This is a genomic window from Marinicella litoralis (genome assembly GCF_002591915.1).
GTDB classification, from domain to species: Bacteria; Pseudomonadota; Gammaproteobacteria; order Xanthomonadales; family Marinicellaceae; genus Marinicella; species Marinicella litoralis.
Genome location: NZ_NIHB01000001.1, coordinates 799,951 through 818,254, shown reverse-complemented (window position 1 = coordinate 818,254; position 18,304 = coordinate 799,951). Strand labels below are relative to the sequence as shown.

Genomic DNA, 18,304 nt, shown 5'->3' with positions numbered 1-18,304 from the left:
GGCATGTCATATCAAATGCGATAGAATGGCATTTTTAAATAAAGTGTATTGGCTTTGAAAATCAACAAGATTTACTTATTGGGATCGTTTTTAATCCTTGGGAGCAATGGAACTGGACATGCCCAACAATTTGTTCTGGCCAATCAAGAAAGCCAGTTAATTTTCTCCCACATCAATGCTGCTGAACAACCAAGAGAAGCCACCATGGTCATTGCTGGTGGTGCCGTTGCAGATTTTGATTTCGATGGTTATCCTGATTTTTATTTGCTGGGCGGTTCAGATCAAAACAATGCCCTGTTTAAAAACAACAATGACGGCACTTTTACCAACATTGCAAATCAAGCTGGGGTTGATTTATTTAATATTTTGGGATCTGGCCCCACTTTTGCTGATGTGGATGGTGATTTCGATTTGGATTTAATGGTTTTTTCCATCAACCTTTGGGACCAACCCTTTGGCAGTGATGTAGACTTGATAGAAAACCGACCCAGGCTTTTCATCAATCAAAACGACGGTACTTTTCTAGACACCACAACAAGCTCAGGCTTTTATTCCGGTATGCCTTCTTATGCAGGCTCCTTTGCCGACTTGGATCAAGACGGCGACCTTGATTTATTCATGACCCATTGGTCTTCTGACTCAGAAACAACCAGTAAACAACTGTTTTGGCAAAACAATGGCAGCGGACAATTCACTGATGTCACCATTGATTATTTGGGGTTTACACAAAACGCCAATCTCAACAAATGGAGCTTCACCCCTCACATCACTGACATCAATGAAGATGGTTGGATCGATGTTTTGTTGGCAGCTGATTTTGAAACCACAAGAATCTTTTATGGAACTGGCGGCCTACCCGGCCCTGACACACCTTTATACATGGTCAGTCAACCCAGTTTTATTTCAGATGAAAACGGCATGGGATCAGCAGTGGCTGATTATGACAATGACGGAGATTTGGATTGGTTTGTCACCAGCATTTGGGACCCCAATGGGATTCCCGAAGGAAACTGGGGTGTAACAGGTAACAGGCTGTATAAAAACTTGGGGTCTGGGGTATTTGAGGATGCCACTGATGAAGCTGGAGTTCGCGAAGGCTATTGGGGATGGGGCGCTTGTTTTGCCGATTTCAACAACGACGGTTATTTAGACATTTATCATGAAAATGGCTTTGCCAATGAGCTCCATGCTGGTGAATTTCTGAACGACCCTGCTCGCTTGTTCATGTCCAACGGCAACGGAACCTTCACCGAATCTTCCGCCTCAGCGGGGTTGCATTTCACTGGTCAAGGCCGAGGTATCAGCTGTGTTGATTATGACTTGGATGGAGATCTTGATATCCTCATTATCCCGAACAATGAAGCTTATCAATTGTATAAAAACACCAGCAACAACAGCAATAATTACCTTTCAGTCAATTTATTTGATCATGGGCCGAATCCCTATGCCATCAATGCCAAAATTAAAGTCAATACCACTGGCATGAGTCAGTTAAGAGAAGTCTCTAGCAGCAACAACTATGTATCAAACAATCCATTACAACAGCACTTTGGCTTAGGCTTGGCCACAAGCATAAACAGCATCGAGGTGACATGGCCAGATGGCATGCAACAAAACATTACAAACAACCTATCAGTCAATGAAATAATCAGTATTGGTCGTTACTGTCACACCACTTTTATACAATCGGCAGACATCAGTAACCAAACGACTGAAGTGGCTGTCTACCTACACGACTTAATGGGGCTTCCACTGAGTTCACAAGCGGTTTCATTAACCATTAACAAAGGACCCAATACTGGCGTAGTCATCAATTCAACCACCGACCCCCTGGGTAGAGCCATATTTACCGTCAACAGCAATGCAGTAGGTACAGATCGCATCAGTTATTCCTTTAACCATGACAACCAAGCACAAATATGCCGCTCATTAATCAAATGGAATAATGACATCATCTTTGTCGACCGATTTGAATGAGCCTTTGATTGGCATAAGTCATTGAAAAAAATGTAAATTGTAGACATTGTAAACTTGTTTTTTAACCGTAGAAAAATTCCAGGTTGAACTTAATATACATTTGGTTTATAGTGTAATTCCTATCTACTAACTATGTCGTACGGAGGCATTATGAAAACATTACTTTTAATTATTTTATTCTTTGGTCTGTCAGCCTGTGGCTCAAACACCAAGGACAGGGTTGCTGCTGTCAAAGTGGGTGATGAACTATACAAACCAGACAGATCTGCTGCCATGGCTATAGACACCGGATCCAAAGAGCGCCTTGTTTGCGAAAGAAGAATTGTGACCGGCTCACACAGAAAAGAAAAAGTGTGCTCAACAGTGGCTGAAAGAGAAAGAGAAAGAAAAGCAGCTCAAGAGACCATCAACAGTGGAGATGTATTGAACAACAGAAGAATCATCGAAAGCAAAGGTGACAACCTATAATTAGAACACAGCGGTGGAGAATCACGGATGATTCGCTGCTTGTAATATGGATCAAGGCCAACTAAATAAACACCAAGTTACAAAGCCCCAATCAATCATTCACGACACAGTTATTAAATATCAATCAATTGTTCGAAAAACGGTATTTAATTGAGCTCCTCTACAACATTTTCACTGCATTTACACTATCATGCGCTCGTGAAGTCATCAAAGTCCTATGACGGTCATGCTTTTTCAGATGATCAATCACAATTGAAATAAAACGTATTCAGCAGACAAAGCACCGGTCTGGTTTATAATAATAGATTACAACCTATTCACTGACATTGGTAACATCATGAAAAAAACAATCACAGCTACCTTAATCCTGATATCAAGTTGCCTTTTGGCACAACCCGTTCCCGATTCACCAGCCTATGAACATGAACTGCAAATTGGTTTGGCTGGCGTCAGCAGTCAATCCATATATTTGGGCGGCAAAAGTCAAAACCGCATTTTTCCAGCCATAGATTACCAATATAAACGGTTTTATTTTCAAGCCGGTGACATTGGTTTCAATTTAATAGACAGTAAGGATTGGGAAATTGATTTTGGCATGGGCGTAAACCTGGTAGGTGACACCGATCGAGGCGACAGCCGACTATTGAAAGATTTACCCAACCTAAGCCTTCCTGTCAGTGGCTTTATTTCAGCCCAATACAAATCAAAAATGGGTCTATTCAAAGTCAAACATGACTATGAAATCAACAATAAACACAACGGAAACTCCAGTAGCATCAGTTATGCTGCACCTATTTTTAAAGGCCAATGGCTGATCATGCCAAAAATCAGTTATGAACACCACAGCCAAGAGGTGGTTAATTATTTTTATGGCGTCAATACTGTAGATGCCACATTGTCACTCCCAGCCTACCAAACTGGTGCAGTCAATAACATACAATTAAGTGTTTTGGGTTTACGAGAGATCAATGAAAAATGGTCATTCGTCGGCAACATTCAAAATGAGTTTTATGGCGATGAAATCAGCAACAGCCCAATTGTAGAAGACGACCAAAGGTTGTCAGTTTTTGCCGGCTTCTTGTATAAGTTTTTTTGACATAAAATGTCTAAACCTGGTAAAGATTAAATTGATATAAACAGCCTGTTAGTAGGCTTTGGTACGTTGAAAATTTGTTGCCATGGTTCAATTTAAAATATGTGATCAATGCTTATCCACTCAACAGATCCAACAATGCCGCTTTTAAGGTTTGCTGGATGTCATCAGTTAATTTTTTATTTTGGTATGAAAGCCAAAACACATCTTCTGCCCGATGACCAAAAGTACCAATTTTTGCCGCATGGATATCAATTCCCTGATCGACGAATATTTGCGTGATATTGACCAGTAAACCCGCATAATCTGTGCACTTGATTTCAAAACGAGACTCTTGATCATGCCGACCACCAGAAAAACTCAGTTGCGGTTGCTCAAGAAACAACCGCTCTCTTCGACTAACCACCAATTCACGCTGACTGGTTTGTTCATTATCAGAAGTCAACACATGCATCAATGCCTTTTCTATTTGCGCAACAATGGATGCATCATAATCGCCTAAACAATGAAAATAATCCATCACAAAACCATTGCTGCCACTGTAAATTCTGGCATTGGCCACACTGATATTCTGGTCGGCAAGCACTTCCACTACATGATGAAATAACCCAACCTGATCGCGACCGTACAGCATCAATTCAAAACCATCGTCATGTAAGTCTGTAACACACACGGTTGCTTCGTTGTTATTTTTGGTGATGGCTTGACTGATTTGGGCAATTTGTTCTGGTGATGAATAGTCGAAAAAGCGATCTGGAATGTGCTGCCACAGATCCTCCAGTTCTTTGTGTAACTTTTGATCCACCAAATCCATCGCTTCTGCTTTGGTGGTTTGCACCACATCTGATTGTTCTGCCGATAAGTACTGGGTGGTTCTTACATACAACTCTTGCAATAAGCTGTCTTTGTATGAGTTCCAAAGCTTAGGGTCTGTGCCTGATATATCTGCAATGGTCAGGATATACAGGTGATCCAAATATTTTTGGCTGCGAACTAAATGAGCAAATTGAGCGATCACTTGTGGGTCACTGATGTCTTGTTTTTGCGCAACCACAGACATGATCAAATGGTACTTAACCAACCATACCAATAATTCACCATCAGTTGGGTTAATATCAAAATCATTGACAAACTGTCCAGCCTCAACTGCACCCAGCTCAGCATGGTCACCGCCACGGCCTTTGGCAATGTCATGAAAGAAACCGGCCAGATTCAATACATAAGGCTCGGTGATCTGCTGAGAAACTTGATGCGCATGCTGGTGTGGTTCTTGTGTAAGGAATATCTTACGGATGTTGCGCAAAACAAACAAGGTGTGCTGGTCCACTGTATACATATGAAACAAATCATATTGCATGCGTCCTACAATTCGACCGAAGACGGGTAAATAAGCACCCAATACACCCAAAGCATTCATTAATTTTAATTGTTTGAACACCAAGTTTCTGTGTTTAAAAATATCCAAAAACAAAATTTTATTGGTTTTGTCTGCTCTGAATTGGTCATTAATCAGGTACAAACTCTGACTGATGTGACGCAATGTATTGGCCCTGATTCCATGAATTTGTGGGTTTTGTTGGTAATGATGAAAGACTTCCAACATGGCTTGAGGGCGATTGGTAAAAACATCTTGATTGGTGACATCTAAATAGTGATTGATGATTTGGAAGTCATCATTCAATGGAGTCACTTTTTTGTCTTCATGACTTTGTATGATGTCTTCTTGGAACAGTTGTAACAAACGCATGTTCAATTGTTCTAGCTGCATCGCATTGCGATAATGACTTTGCATAAATTTTTCTACAGCCAGTGATTCATCATCGTCTTGATATGAAAATATTTTTGCTAAATCTTTTTGATGCTCAAACAACAATCGGTCCTCTTTACGGCCTGCCAGTAAATGTAAGGCATATCGGATTTTCCACAGTTTTCTCATGCCTTTTTGCAACTGCAAATATTCTTCAGGATGTAAAAAACCGACATCAACCAAACCATGCATAGAGGAAACATGATAATGTCGCTGAGCCACCCAAGTGACCATTTGAATATCCCGCAAGCCACCTTGGCCCTCTTTGATGTTGGGTTCAAGGTTATAAGCAGTGCCACCACATTTTTCGTGTCGATTGATTTGTTCTTGGTATTTGGCTTGAAAAAAATCTCTTCCTGACCACATGTGTTGGTCATTGGTTTTTTCATACATGTCGTTATACAGCTGATGCTCGCCTTGCATAAAACGACTTTCCATCAGATTGGTAGCAACCGTGATGTCTTTGCGAGCCAATTGAACAGATTCTTCCACTGTCCTGACGGCTTGACCCACATCAAGTCCCAAATCCCAAAGGTTTTGCACAAAGGCACTGACTGCATTTTCTGGTAAGTCTTGGTGATATAAAATCAATAAATCCACATCCGAATGCGGCTGTAAATCACCCCTGCCAAAACCACCAACAGCGACCAAAGTTAATTGGCTTTGGTCTAATTCATTGCGCTGCCACAACTCAAGAACCAACTGTTCAATGATCCAAGCGCGCGTTCGCACCAAACGGGAAATGTTTTGCCACAAGTAAAACGCTTGATTCAGCTTTTCATCTGATTGTTGTAACAGTTTTTTATACTCACTGATTGGCCGACCTTTGATGGCCGTCAAATCTACCAAATCTAGATATTCATCGGCATGATCTGGTGGTGCCAATAAAGCCATTGACTATAAAGGAAAATTTTTAGATTCGGTTAACACGTCATAACCATCATCTGTGACTGCTATGGTGTGCTCAAATTGGGCAGATAAACTCCTGTCTTTGGTCACGACGGTCCAACCATCGCCCAACAACTTACTGTGACGTTTCCCCAAATTAATCATCGGCTCAATGGTGAAAGTCATGCCTTTCTCCAACACAACACCAGTTCCCGCTCGGCCATAATGCAAAACTTGAGGATCTTCGTGAAAGGTTTGTCCTATCCCATGCCCACAGTATTCATAGACCACAGAAAAACGATTTTTATAAGCCAAAGCCTGAATGGCAGCACCAATATCACCTAACCTCACGCCCGGTTTAACCATTTGAATCCCTTGTTTCATCGCTTCATAGGTAACATCAACCAATTTTTTGGCACGTGGCTTTGGTTCACCGACATAATACATTCGAGAAGTGTCACCATGCCAACCATCTTTGATCACTGTCACATCTATATTGATGATGTCGCCGTCTTTGAGGATTTTTTTAGCATCAGGAATACCATGACAAATCACTTGGTTGACTGAAGTGCATATTGACTTCGGAAATCCTCGGTAATTCAATGGAGCAGGAATGCACTTTTGCACGTCAACAATGTGCTGGTGACAAATGTCATCCAACTCCAATGTTGAAACACCTGGTTTTACGTATTCACCAATTAAATCCAATACTTCAGCAGCATTCTTTCCTGCTTCACGCATTTTTTCAATTTGTTCAGGTGTTTTGATAACTATGGCCATAGGTTTGTTTTTGTTGATTGTAAGTAATTGGATGAAATTTTAGCTTATTTTATCTAAACTATCACCTATTCTTACCTTTGTTAGTGATTCAACATGGAATACCCATTTACCAGAAAAAGAAGACTGCGCGCTTCACAGGCCATTCGTAACCTCAGTCAGGAAAATAACTTAACCGTTAATGACTTGATTTGGCCGGTATTTGTTTTGGATGGTTTTAATCGATCTGAGACCATCGCATCGATGCCAGGTGTACAACGCATGAGTGTAGATGTTTTGTTGGACCAGTTAACCCCCTTACACGAAAAGGGCTTGAATGCCATTGCGATATTTCCGGTGGTTGATGATGAATACAAATCTGATGATGCGGTTGAAGCATGGAATCCAGAGGGGTTGGTACAAAAAACAGTCAAAACCATCAAATCGGCTTTGCCAGAACTCGTGGTTATCACTGATGTGGCCCTGGACCCTTACACCTCCCACGGGCAAGACGGCATCATCAATGAACAAGGTGATATCCTGAATGATGTGACCATCAAAGCATTGGTGATGCAGGCTTTATCGCATGCAAAGGCAGGTGCTGATGTGGTGGCTCCTTCTGACATGATGGATGGTCGAATTGGTTCAATTCGTGATGCTTTAGAGCTTAAGAAACACCACAACACGGCTATTCTGGCTTATTCTGCCAAATACGCATCGGTTTTCTACGGTCCATTCAGAGATGCTGTCGGTTCTGCAGGAAACTTAGGTAAGAGCTCCAAAGCCAGCTACCAAATGAACCCAGCCAATGCATTGGAGGCGATTGATGAGATTGCGATGGATATCGCTGAAGGTGCTGACATGGTGATGGTCAAACCTGGCATGCCCTATTTAGACATCATTAAAACCGCTAAAGATCATTTCAACGTACCCATTTGTGCATATCAAGTCTCTGGCGAATATGCCATGCTTCAAAGTGCCATTGACAACGGTTTCCTTGAAGAACAAAAAGCCGTTATGGAAGCTTTGCTGTGTTTCAAACGTGCTGGCACAGATGCCATTTTGACTTATTATGCTGACCGTGTGACTCAATGGCTGAACCCATAAAAACTTTCCAATTGGGCTTATTAGGTCATCCTGTTGCACACAGTCAGTCACCACGTATACATGCCGCATTTGCCAAGCAATTTGGTATTTCATTGAATTACCAATTGATTGACACCACAGCAGCCAATTTACCAGCAGATTTCAAGCAATGGATCAAAACCGCCCATGGCTGCAATGTCACTTTACCGCACAAAAGCAATATCATGCCTTTGTTGGATCATTACACCGAACGGGCACACCTGACTCAAGCGGTTAATACTGTTTACTGGCAAGCTGACGAACTCTGGGGCGACAATACAGATGGCGATGGATTGGTACTGGATTTAATTAACAAGCATGTAACCATGCGAGGTGCATGTATTCTAATCATTGGAGCAGGCGGCGCCACCCAAGGAATCATACCTGCATTAATAGACCAAGGTGTTATGCGTATAGACATCAAGAACCGTGATGCCAAAAAAGCCGAAAATTTAGCCCTGCAATTTGAAAAATGCCATGCTTTAAAATCCAATGGGCAACAAGCGTATGATTTAATCATTCATGCCACATCTATGGGCCACCAGGGTCATTGTCCCGAGCTTGAAAAACATTGGTTCCATGACAACACCATCGCTTATGATTTAAGTTATGGTGATGCTGCGGCGCCATTTCTTTCAGCCACCAAAGTCCATGGTGCCAAACAGGTTTTTGATGGACTGGGCATGTTATACGGTCAAGCGGCATTGGCATTTAACATTTGGTTCGGAAAAAAACCAGAAGTAAATATTCCTTAAGACTTTTCAGGTAAGATTTTTTTATTAAATTCACACAAATCGACAATCACACATTCACCACAAAGCGGTTTGCGTGCTTTGCACACATAACGACCATGTAGAATCAACCAATGGTGCGCGTCGATCAAAAATTCCTGAGGAATCAGCTTAAGCAAGCGTTTTTCAACTTCCAATACATTTTTACCTGGAGCGATTTTGGTGCGATTGGCAACTCGGTAAATGTGGGTATCCACTGCCATGGTTGGGTGACCAAATGCCGTATTTAATATCACATTGGCTGTTTTTCGACCCACACCCGGCAACGACTCTAAATCTTCCCTGTTTTCTGGAATAACTGAGTCAAATTTTTCAACCAATATACGACAGGTTTGAATGATGTGTTTGGCTTTGGAGTTATATAATCCTATGGTTTTAATGTAATCCTTTAAACCCGCTTCTCCTAACGCCAGAATGGCTTCTGGTGTATTGGCAACAGGAAACAGTCGCCTGGTGGCTTTGTTGACGCCCACATCGGTTGATTGTGCCGATAATGCCACTGCGACCAACAACTCGAATGGACTTGAAAACTCTAATTCAGTGGTGGGGTTTGGGTTGATGTTCCTCAGCCGAGTAAAAATCTCAGTTCGTTTGGTTTTATTCATGATTCGTTGGGGCTTTATTTTTCATTACCTCAATTTGGTCTTGCAAACAATGAAGTTGCTTTTTAATGGCATCATTTTCAGCCAAGATTCTTGTCATTTCACTGTTCAATTGATGTATATGCAGAAGTAGCTGCTGATAGCAGCCAGTTCCTGCTGTGTGTTTTCGCCAATAAGATTGGTATTGCTGTTTTATCTTTGACAAAGGCCATTGGGCAAAATGATCCATTAAACCAGATGAAGTTAATTCCAAATCCACTTCAGTCATCAGTACCGACAGTTCATCAGTCAATTCATCATTAAACAGAGGAAAATCTGGAACATGAGTTAAAGTTTTGATGTGATGCTTTTGCTGATCATTGAGTTTGACAACTTGGCTCAATTTTGCAATAAATTCATCACTTTGAAACACATGCTTATCTAGGTTGATAGAAACATCTGCATAAATTTCAGCCACCCTATTCGATAATTGGTACAGTGCGTAAAATGGGTAAAAGGCATGCTTGCTGTTAGCCTTCAAAAGAAAAGGAAACTCATTGCTCAAAGCATAACACCATGGCAATAATTCATAGGCATCCCAATAATTCACATCATGACGACATGCTGAATTTATGTGTTTGCGCTGAGAATGGTATAGCTGTAAGGGATTTCTTGCTATATGAATGATCTTTGCGTTTGGAAAATTGGCACGCAACCAAGGTAAACGAAAATCCACTCGGTTGAATTGCAACACAGGCACTTCATCCCCAGAAAGTTCGATCAATTGATTGATGTATGCTGCCAATCTTGCTTCATCATCATTGGCTTCTAGGTATAAATTTTGGGTGGCAAAAGACATGTCGTGGTATTTTTCAAAACCAGGGTGTTGCCGATAAGTCGTCCAATAATCTTGAATCCCCACATGGTCCTGTTTGGGTTGTATGTGGTTGATGGCAGCTAATAACTGTGGATGTAATGGCTCATACCAGGCACAGTAACCATCAAGTTGGTCAAACAACTGCCACAAAAAAGAAGTTCCCGAACGGAACCTTCCAGTGATAAAAATGGCTTGGTTTTCAACTGACATGTTTAAATTGTATCCAATGAACGGCCAATCCAACAAGCCTTTCATCATCTGAATCAAATGCCTCTTGATGACTGATCATGGAATGACAAGTCATTGTCAATCTTAGCAAGCCATTGTCTTTTATGTAAACTTCAGGACAGCTTAACTGCAGTATCCTTACCACACCCGTATCACTGGTTTGCCAATCGACCTGCTGACCGTTAATTTCAATGAGTAGTTGATTCAAAACGTCAATTGAAGTTGCGTTTATAACCCGTATACTGATGTCATAATTTTGTGGCTTTAACCAAAAATCAATACTTGAAGTTGTTCCAGGGCCAGTCCATCTGAAGTACTCATTTTCAGGATGCATCAATTCTCGTCGATGCCACTGATTGCCCAACAAAATTTGATCAAAGCCATATTTAAAACTTACATTTAAACTATTGGCTACTTTTTTTGCATGATGATGCTGATAAGACAAATCCAATAATTCATCAATGCCCTGACCAGGTTGCGACATGAATCGTTGTAAACCGTGCTTCATCTGCTGTACTTTTTTTACAAAAACAGCTTCAGAAAATGCATACAATTCACTGTCCTGTTGATTGACTTTGCTCAGTAACGACATTTCCTGATCTTTGAACTCAATTTTATTGTTGTGCGTATTGAGCTTCTGGGTTTGTCCGAATGGTGGCCAATGCATCTGATAACACAGCAACTGTAATGACTCCTCAAACCGTTCCAACAAACCAAACCAATGACATCGTTTTATAAATGCTTTGGCACGTTGTAATCGCTTTGATTCTGAAATGGGTTTATTGTGATTTTGAATAATGGGTTGTAAGTATTCAATGGTTTCAGCCGATAGAAACACTTCTTGAGCTGCTGGGTCTTTTTTGAAGTCAAAAGACAGGTTCCTCACCATTCGGTTTTGTACCAAAGGCTGAGTCATCGGGTGCCCAAGAAAATCTGAAAAACTCATGTTAAGTTCATTCAACAATTGATGGACTTTGGTGTTACTTTCCCGTTTAACAAATTGATACGTAGACAATGCCAATGAATGCGGATTTCTCAAAATGGTTAAATAAGTCAATGGACGATCAGTCAATACGTCTACACCACCCCCGCCAAAATGCCCTCGATACAACCTGTATTTATTGTTATCAACGACATCAATGCATCCAGCATCTCGCCACAATTGATGTGGGTATATCTGATTGGCTTGATAAAATCGATCCAACAAAACAATAAAACTGGTGCCTGCTGTTTTTGGAATGTGAGCAAAATAACATGCTGGTTTCCGGTCCTTCTGTTGGAAAAACTTAAACCAATGACTCATCATTTTTCACGCTGATTAAACCAGTCCTTCATAAGCTTCTTTAATCCGCTTGGCATAATTTTCAGGGCTAAAAAACTTCACCCTTGCTTTTCCCTTTTCTATCATTTGTAGCCTCAAAGCTGGATTGGTAATGAGTTTGTCTAATTGCATTCTGATATCGGAAAACTTGTAAGGATCAACATACAAAGCAGCATCCCCACCCACTTCTGGCAATGAAGAACGGTCAGAACAAATGACAGGGCAGTTGTTCTGCATGGCCTCTAAAACAGGTAAGCCAAAACCCTCATACAAAGAAGGAAAAACCATACAAAATGCATTTGAATACAGCATCGCCAACTCTTCTTCAGTGACATAATCTAACATCACATACTCTTTTTTCTTCAAGTATTTTTGCAAACCAAATAATTGAGACTCAGACATCCATGCTTTGTGACCAACAATGGCTAATTTATATCCCTTTTTAATATAGGCAAAAGCCCGAATCAATTGTTTGATATTTTTCTTGGGTTCTATATTGCCTACAAATAAAATATATTTTTCAGGCACCAATTTTCTTGATTTCAGATACAATTCTGAATCTTCTTTGTTGACTTTAACTTCACCGCCCTTGAAAGATTGATAGGTGACTTTGATTTTTTCTTCAGGTACACCATAAATTTCCATGATGTCTTTTTTGGTATGCTCCGATACCGACAAAATCAAATCGGCTGATTCGGCTGCCCATTTAAACAATTCATAAAAATGCACTTTCATATCTAAAGTGGTAAAAGGCACCTTCAAAGGTATTAAATCATGGATGGTTACCACCGTTTTCACCCCTGAAATTTTGATTGGCCATGGGGTGGTCAGGTGAAGTATGTCTGGTTTGATTTTGGGTTTTATTTTTGTGACTTTTTTCGTGAACGCAAACAATCTGGTGGCATTATTGAACACATCACCGATATTTTCGATGTACTGGTATTTGTCACCACCGACACGCGATAAATAATTTTCAGGATCTGGTTCAGTTACATGAGGAATCACAGAATGGGCCTTTCTTTGACGAAACAAATAACTCAAGGTTTTTAAATTCCTGAACCATTGATAATTTAACATCGGCACAGGACGAACTTCATCTTGGTCAAAAAGACTCACCTCATCTATTAATTGATCTTTTCCTGACACAAAGTTATTGTCCAGCAGCACACCCACCTCAAATCCCAAGGCTTTATATGCATCCAATAAAGTCATACCATAGGTTTTAATTCCCGAACCTTTTCTTAATCCAAGGTTAAATCCATCAACAAGAATGTTAGGTTTCTTTTTCATTTGCCTTCTTTGTATCTTTAATATGACTATAGCGCTTCATTATAGTACCAAGCTCACCAAAATCTTTGATTTGACCCTTATCAATTAAAATGGCTTTATTACAAAACCTTTTTAATAAATGGTTAGAGTGACTGGCAAAGACCAATATTTTTGACTTATCCAGAAGTGAGTCTATAAACTTTTTGGCTTTTTCAATAAAAAATTGATCACCGGCTGCCAAACCTTCATCCAGTAACATGATATCGGCTTCAACAAACATCAGCATACCAAATGTCAGTCGAGCCTTCATACCTTGTGAATAAGTTGATACTGGGCGCTCAATATCATGGCCTAATTCAGTAAACTCGATAATCTCTTGGATTTTCTGTTCTATCCTTTGGTCGTCTAAATCAAGCAATAAGCCGCGCAAATATAGATTTTCCAAACCTGATAATTGTGGCATAACACCAATACTTCGCCCAAAAAAAGAATAAATTTGACCTTCTGTTTTTACCACGCCGCTTTCGGGCTGAATGACGCCTGCAATGACTTTTAGCAAGGTGGATTTTCCGGCACCATTAACACCTAATAATGCCACCCGATCACCATCTTTAATAGTCAGATTAAATGCACTTAACGCCGTGTTCTGCTTCAACCCGGCATTACTTTTAAATAAACCACCACTAATGGATGGGAAATACTGATAAGAAAACGTAACATTATTTAATGAAATAGAAGCCATATTACAACCACAGAACTAATTTATTTTTTACCCGTGGATAAAAGATTATACAAATGACAACATTAAACAACAGACAGCCTATGCCAACCAAAAAAGACAACACGGGAATTTCGTTATTTAGAACCGGTGCTCGAATTAATTCCAATAAATGATAAAATGGATTAAGAAGAAATAATAAACTATCATTAAATTTCTCAGGTAATGGCCATAATACAGGTGTAACTAAAAACAAAATTAACACAACACTCCCTAAGAACGGCTGAACGTCTTTGTACCTGACAGCCAGCCAGCCCAGCCACATATTTACGAAGAATGCATTTAACACAATCAATACAAAGCCTGCCAAAGCCACCAGCCAGAGCACACTGATAAAAGCGAAGCCTTTCAAGGCAATCAACAAGGGAATGGCAAAAAGCTGATATAAAATAAGAATTAAGGTTTCTCGATAGACGTTTTGAAATACAAAAATTGACTGTGGTAATTTCATTTGTTGCATAAGACTTGAGCCTTTTGAAAATACCATGCCACTACTGATAATAGCTGCCGAAATAAAATTCCAAGTCAAGACACCAATGGCCAAAAACAAGACATACTCTTTGATATCGCGTTGTAGCACCATGGAATAGACCAAAGAAAGCATGCCTACTTTTAATATCAGCGTCAACAATATCCACGAGGTGCCAATAAAAGCACCCTGATAGCGGGATTTTAATTCCAATACTGCGAGGCGTTTCCACAAGCGCCTGCGTTTAAAGCCCTCTTTAATGTCAGTGATAAAATCCATTTAAAACTATATCTTGTTGGCCTTAACTAACTGGTGAAACTCTACATTACGCGATTGAAAGTCACGGACAACCTGATCTGTAATTTGAAGCGTTTGACATCGCTGTTCAAATATTTCTTTGGCCTGTCGATACACTTCAATGTCTATAGCATTGTATTGTTTAATCAAATCTATCGTTTCAGTATCAATTTCATCTATATTGGTTTTTAGTTTTTTATTAGTTACATTTTTTCGTTGATAATAATTATCATGCCATTTCATCAATTTGGCTAAGGTCATCAAAAAGGCATCAAATTGTTCGGTTACTCCAAAAAAGGAATACCGGTTCTTTAATTGATTCACTGAATCGCTAATCAATTCAGCATCAGTGCGCTTGTCTTTTTTAAACGCCTGACCATTTAATAAACCTAACAGCCTCAATGATTGAGCATTATGCATTTCATCACTTTTGGGTGACTTAACAAATTCTTTTAAACTCAGTTGATTCGCTAGTTTGTAATTCGGATGTCCTGGATGAGTTTTGACAAAATCATAATAGGAAACCACCCGAGACACGGGCTCCCTGACACAGGTAAACTGAACCATACGTTCTCGTTCTAACAATTGATAAAAATAACTGGTTAAGTCATGATGCCCCATGATTGTTCTGGGTGCCTTGCCCAATTTATAAAACCCAGCAATGTTTTGATCGAAATCACCATCGTTGTGTTTAAACATACCCCAGACAGCTAAGTTTTTACTAATCACAAAATCCATTGTTGTACCGGCAGTTTTTGGAATGTGAAAAAAAACCACATGGGTTTTTTCATGAAAAGGCTTTATTTTTCTATCCGGTATGTTATCCAACATTTCATCCCAACCTATCAATCGCTCATCAATGGCTTCATTGTTCAGTTGATTTCTATCAGCAATACTTTTGGAATACCACTTACGTGTTTGACTTTTTGCGACGGAAAATTGACGATTAAAAATTTTCATAATATTTGTTAAAAAGCAAACGTCACATTTTAACAGAGTTTTACTGTGAAAATAAAACATGATTATAATAGTTAAAAGACTGCCTTAATCGGTTCACATGCAGATCTTCGAAAGAACAATTTAATTGATGAGCTTTTGAATGACTTTCTTCGTCAGCAAACGCCCACCTTTATCATTAAGGTGTAATGGGTCGTTATAATATTTACATTGTTCTTGCTGCGGAATAAACTCCCTGAGATCCAAAAGCATAAAGTTTGGATTGCTTTTAAACGGCGCTATAATTTGTTTTGTTATCTGATGCGCGTTTTTAGGTTTCAATAAATAGTTATACATTTCATGATCAGGCAATAAAACAAATAACAGTTTTTTGTCTTTATTAAGCACACCCCTAATCAGAGAACGCCATCCATTGATCAGCCGCCTTTTATCTTTAATGGGTGCAGTGGTTCTGTTTGAATTTATGCGCAACTTGGCGTTAGGCGCACCACATAACCTAACAGGCGACTTAAAGCCAGATGGTATGGGCTTTTTGTTCATTAATTGCTTTGCTGTTTGGATACAAGACTCTGGTGAATCAAGGCTATAGGCGCATAAATCACCCACTAGCTTATTGTTGTAATCGAAAATATTCACAGGTTTTTGTTGTTGCGCTTTTTTAAGTTCTTTTATCCGATCAAGAGGATTTGTGATGAAATCTTTAATGTCACTTATATAGTTCACCACAGCAAGCCCGTAATAGTGTCGCCTTCTTTTTAAATCAGCCGGCATAATATTATACCGCTCGAAATTAAGCGATTCCCTGAAAGGCCAAGCGATAGGATATAATTTTGTGAATGTACTGTTATTTGTTAATTTATGTTCTGATACCCCAAGTACCACACCATCCAATGAATCCATGTGTTTGATTGACCAGTCAATTAACGATTGTAAAACCATAAAATCGGCACCACCAAATGACATTCTGAGATGATTCACCCCCCTTTGTTTTTGTGCTTGCCTGAGTTTTTCATGGTTAATACCCCAATCAATTCTTGAATCACCGGTTGTTATCCAGTCTATGTCATTAAGGCCAAAATCTTTTAATGCGGCCAGTCGTTCATAGGAACTACCCAGATAAGAAGTGGGCTTTAATAATGGATTGTATACCCCCATTCTCAACAAAAGCTCCAGCACCAAAAACATCAACAAAATAATTATCATTGGCAACCAAAACTTTTTATGTAAAAAAAATTTAATCATATTAGAATTGAAAGTAGATAAAAGAATCAGACTGCTGGGTGCTGAAAAAGATTAACAGAAACAGCAAAACCACCTGTAGACAAACATACTTTGACGCACCTAAGTTTCCGGCATTCTTTGATACATCAAAGCGTGAACTGAACCAGTGCAAAAGTGGACAAAACATGATAAATGCCATGTAAAGCACAGCGCTAGAAGTCATGCCTACATGGCTTTTCCAAAAAACAATATTGTTTAAGATTATGGCACTGTCCTTAAAATTTTCAGCCCTAAAAAATATCCATGCAAAACACACTAAGTGAAAAACCCAAAACCACTGAATTAAACGCACCAGCTTATTATCGGGATTTAATCGTATCAACTTGTAATGATCATTGAACCGTTCTATAGATAAATATACCCCATGTAATACACCCCAAATAGCGAAGTTCCAGGAAGCACCGTGCCAAAGCCCACCTAAAAACATGGTTAGAAATAGATTACGCGCCGTTTTGTAAGTACCCTGTCTGTTACCGCCTAAACTGATATAAAGATAATCCCTTAGCCAGCGTGATAATGTCATATGCCAACGGCGCCAGAAATCTCTAATGGATAATGACACATAAGGATGCATGAAATTTCGGGGAAAATTAAATCCTAACAACTTGGCAACACCGATGGCAATATCTGTGTACCCTGAAAAATCAAAGTATATTTGAAAAGCAAATCCATAAACGGCCAAAAGCGTCATAAGACCCGAATAATTCTCTGGTTGGTTAAAAATCGGATCGACAAACAAAGCTAGATTATCCGCAAACACCACTTTTTTGACTAAACCAACAACAATTAAAAGGGTTCCTGCTTGAGCCATTTTAAAGCTGAAATGCCTTTTTTCATCCAATTGCTTAAAAAACTCAGAGGCACGAACAATCGGTCCAGCAACCAACTGCGGGAAAAATGAGACAAACAATGCATAGTCAACAAAATTTTTCCGCGGCTTAAGTGTTTGGCGGTGAATATCAATCATATAGCTCATGCTTTGAAAGGTATAAAAAGAGATACCCACAGGCAACAATACTTCTATGGCTGAAAAATGATAATCAAATCCACTCACCTCGATGACTTGATTGACAGAATCCATTAAAAAATTAAAATACTTGAATAGGCTCAATATGCCTAAGTTGACACATAAGCTGATGGTTAAATACTTTTGCGGATGTTCACTTTTGTAATACCTGAGCCCTAACAGGTAATCAACACATATAGTGGTGTAAATGAGTATTAGGTATTTCCAACTCCACTGACCATAAAAGAAAGCGCTTGCTAAAACCAAAAACCACAGTTCGCTTTTTGCTGAATATCGCCTCAATACGGCACTGATAATTAAAACAAAAAATAAGA

At 39.6% G+C, this 18,304-nt stretch carries 16 protein-coding genes; 5 read left to right on the top strand and 11 right to left on the bottom strand.

Annotated elements, in window-relative coordinates; genetic code table 11:
* Positions 1–54 precede the first annotated feature (54 nt).
* The 3 genes from CCS90_RS03620 to CCS90_RS03610 all read left to right on the top strand — a co-directional run bounded on the left by CCS90_RS03620 (position 55) and on the right by CCS90_RS03610 (position 3,541).
* A complete protein-coding gene (locus CCS90_RS03620; RefSeq protein ID WP_133566411.1) occupies positions 55–1,977 on the top strand; it encodes a CRTAC1 family protein in 1,923 nt (640 codons plus the stop codon).
* Between the two features lie 150 nt (positions 1,978–2,127).
* Positions 2,128–2,445, top strand: a complete 318-nt coding sequence (locus CCS90_RS03615; protein ID WP_099018131.1) for a hypothetical protein — start codon at positions 2,128–2,130, stop codon at positions 2,443–2,445.
* Positions 2,446–2,782: 337 nt separating this feature from the next.
* Positions 2,783–3,541 (top strand): MipA/OmpV family protein, encoded by a 759-nt coding sequence (locus tag CCS90_RS03610; RefSeq protein WP_099018130.1) that lies wholly within the window; start codon positions 2,783–2,785, stop codon positions 3,539–3,541.
* 112 nt (positions 3,542–3,653) lie between these two features.
* Here the strand turns inward: CCS90_RS03610 and glnD are convergent, their stop codons facing one another.
* Together glnD and map are read right to left on the bottom strand one after the other, a co-directional pair.
* On the bottom strand, positions 3,654–6,239 hold the full coding sequence (gene glnD / locus CCS90_RS03605) for a [protein-PII] uridylyltransferase (RefSeq protein WP_099018129.1): 2,586 nt from the start codon (positions 6,237–6,239) through the stop codon (positions 3,654–3,656).
* Positions 6,240–6,242: 3 nt separating this feature from the next.
* On the bottom strand, positions 6,243–7,013 hold the full coding sequence (gene map, locus CCS90_RS03600) for a type I methionyl aminopeptidase (protein ID WP_099018128.1): 771 nt from the start codon (positions 7,011–7,013) through the stop codon (positions 6,243–6,245).
* A gap of 93 nt (positions 7,014–7,106) precedes the next feature.
* On the opposite strand from map, the gene hemB reads away from it, so the two are divergent.
* A complete protein-coding gene (gene hemB, locus CCS90_RS03595; RefSeq protein ID WP_099018127.1) occupies positions 7,107–8,096 on the top strand; it encodes a porphobilinogen synthase in 990 nt (329 codons plus the stop codon).
* Entirely contained in the window at positions 8,081–8,869 is a 789-nt protein-coding gene (aroE, locus tag CCS90_RS03590; RefSeq protein WP_099018126.1) for a shikimate dehydrogenase, read from the top strand. Before hemB ends, aroE begins: the two co-directional genes overlap by 16 nt.
* On the opposite strand, the gene nth is transcribed toward aroE, so the two are convergent.
* The 9 genes from nth to CCS90_RS03545 all read right to left on the bottom strand — a co-directional run bounded on the left by nth (position 8,866) and on the right by CCS90_RS03545 (position 18,044).
* Positions 8,866–9,510 carry an endonuclease III gene (nth, locus tag CCS90_RS03585; RefSeq protein ID WP_099018125.1) on the bottom strand — a complete coding sequence of 215 codons (645 nt, stop codon included), beginning with the start codon at positions 9,508–9,510 and terminating at the stop codon, positions 8,866–8,868. The genes aroE and nth overlap by 4 nt on opposite strands.
* Positions 9,503–10,573 (bottom strand): sulfotransferase, encoded by a 1,071-nt coding sequence (locus CCS90_RS03580; protein ID WP_162846704.1) that lies wholly within the window; start codon positions 10,571–10,573, stop codon positions 9,503–9,505. Before CCS90_RS03580 ends, nth begins: the two co-directional genes overlap by 8 nt.
* Positions 10,563–11,894, bottom strand: a complete 1,332-nt coding sequence (locus CCS90_RS03575) for a hypothetical protein (RefSeq protein ID WP_099018123.1) — start codon at positions 11,892–11,894, stop codon at positions 10,563–10,565. The genes CCS90_RS03580 and CCS90_RS03575 overlap by 11 nt, the downstream gene beginning before the upstream one ends.
* Positions 11,895–11,909: 15 nt before the next feature.
* Positions 11,910–13,202: a glycosyltransferase family 4 protein gene (locus CCS90_RS03570; RefSeq protein ID WP_099018122.1), complete on the bottom strand. Its 1,293-nt coding sequence runs from the start codon at positions 13,200–13,202 to the stop codon at positions 11,910–11,912.
* Positions 13,186–13,923 carry an ABC transporter ATP-binding protein gene (locus CCS90_RS03565; protein ID WP_099018121.1) on the bottom strand — a complete coding sequence of 246 codons (738 nt, stop codon included), beginning with the start codon at positions 13,921–13,923 and terminating at the stop codon, positions 13,186–13,188. The genes CCS90_RS03570 and CCS90_RS03565 overlap by 17 nt, the downstream gene beginning before the upstream one ends.
* A 1-nt stretch (position 13,924) precedes the next feature.
* Complete coding sequence (locus CCS90_RS03560) at positions 13,925–14,509, bottom strand: ABC transporter permease (protein WP_342775142.1); 585 nt, start codon at positions 14,507–14,509, stop codon at positions 13,925–13,927.
* Positions 14,510–14,713: 204 nt separating this feature from the next.
* Positions 14,714–15,685: a sulfotransferase family 2 domain-containing protein gene (locus CCS90_RS03555; RefSeq protein WP_162846705.1), complete on the bottom strand. Its 972-nt coding sequence runs from the start codon at positions 15,683–15,685 to the stop codon at positions 14,714–14,716.
* A gap of 120 nt (positions 15,686–15,805) precedes the next feature.
* Positions 15,806–16,924: an SGNH/GDSL hydrolase family protein gene (locus CCS90_RS03550; RefSeq protein ID WP_099018118.1), complete on the bottom strand. Its 1,119-nt coding sequence runs from the start codon at positions 16,922–16,924 to the stop codon at positions 15,806–15,808.
* A 1-nt stretch (position 16,925) separates the two neighbouring features.
* The gene (locus CCS90_RS03545) at positions 16,926–18,044 is read right to left on the bottom strand and encodes an MBOAT family O-acyltransferase (protein WP_162846706.1); all 1,119 of its coding nucleotides are present in this window, start codon (positions 18,042–18,044) and stop codon (positions 16,926–16,928) included.
* Between the last annotated feature and the right edge of the window lie 260 nt (positions 18,045–18,304).

Bases quoted from the DNA above. Each gene is read 5' to 3' on its own strand.
- CCS90_RS03565 (WP_099018121.1), bottom strand. From the start codon at position 13,923: ATGGCTTCTATTTCATTAAATAATGTTACGTTTTCTTATCAGTATTTC.
- CCS90_RS03570 (WP_099018122.1), bottom strand. From the start codon at position 13,202: ATGAAAAAGAAACCTAACATTCTTGTTGATGGATTTAACCTTGGATTA.
- CCS90_RS03610 (WP_099018130.1), top strand. From the start codon at position 2,783: ATGAAAAAAACAATCACAGCTACCTTAATCCTGATATCAAGTTGCCTT.
- CCS90_RS03545 (WP_162846706.1), bottom strand. From the start codon at position 18,044: ATGGATTCTGTCAATCAAGTCATCGAGGTGAGTGGATTTGATTATCAT.
- CCS90_RS03550 (WP_099018118.1), bottom strand. From the start codon at position 16,924: ATGATTAAATTTTTTTTACATAAAAAGTTTTGGTTGCCAATGATAATT.
- glnD (WP_099018129.1), bottom strand. From the start codon at position 6,239: ATGGCTTTATTGGCACCACCAGATCATGCCGATGAATATCTAGATTTG.
- CCS90_RS03575 (WP_099018123.1), bottom strand. From the start codon at position 11,894: ATGAGTCATTGGTTTAAGTTTTTCCAACAGAAGGACCGGAAACCAGCA.
- map (WP_099018128.1), bottom strand. From the start codon at position 7,013: ATGGCCATAGTTATCAAAACACCTGAACAAATTGAAAAAATGCGTGAA.
- CCS90_RS03615 (WP_099018131.1), top strand. From the start codon at position 2,128: ATGAAAACATTACTTTTAATTATTTTATTCTTTGGTCTGTCAGCCTGT.
- nth (WP_099018125.1), bottom strand. From the start codon at position 9,510: ATGAATAAAACCAAACGAACTGAGATTTTTACTCGGCTGAGGAACATC.
- CCS90_RS03580 (WP_162846704.1), bottom strand. From the start codon at position 10,573: ATGTCAGTTGAAAACCAAGCCATTTTTATCACTGGAAGGTTCCGTTCG.
- hemB (WP_099018127.1), top strand. From the start codon at position 7,107: ATGGAATACCCATTTACCAGAAAAAGAAGACTGCGCGCTTCACAGGCC.
- aroE (WP_099018126.1), top strand. From the start codon at position 8,081: ATGGCTGAACCCATAAAAACTTTCCAATTGGGCTTATTAGGTCATCCT.
- CCS90_RS03555 (WP_162846705.1), bottom strand. From the start codon at position 15,685: ATGAAAATTTTTAATCGTCAATTTTCCGTCGCAAAAAGTCAAACACGT.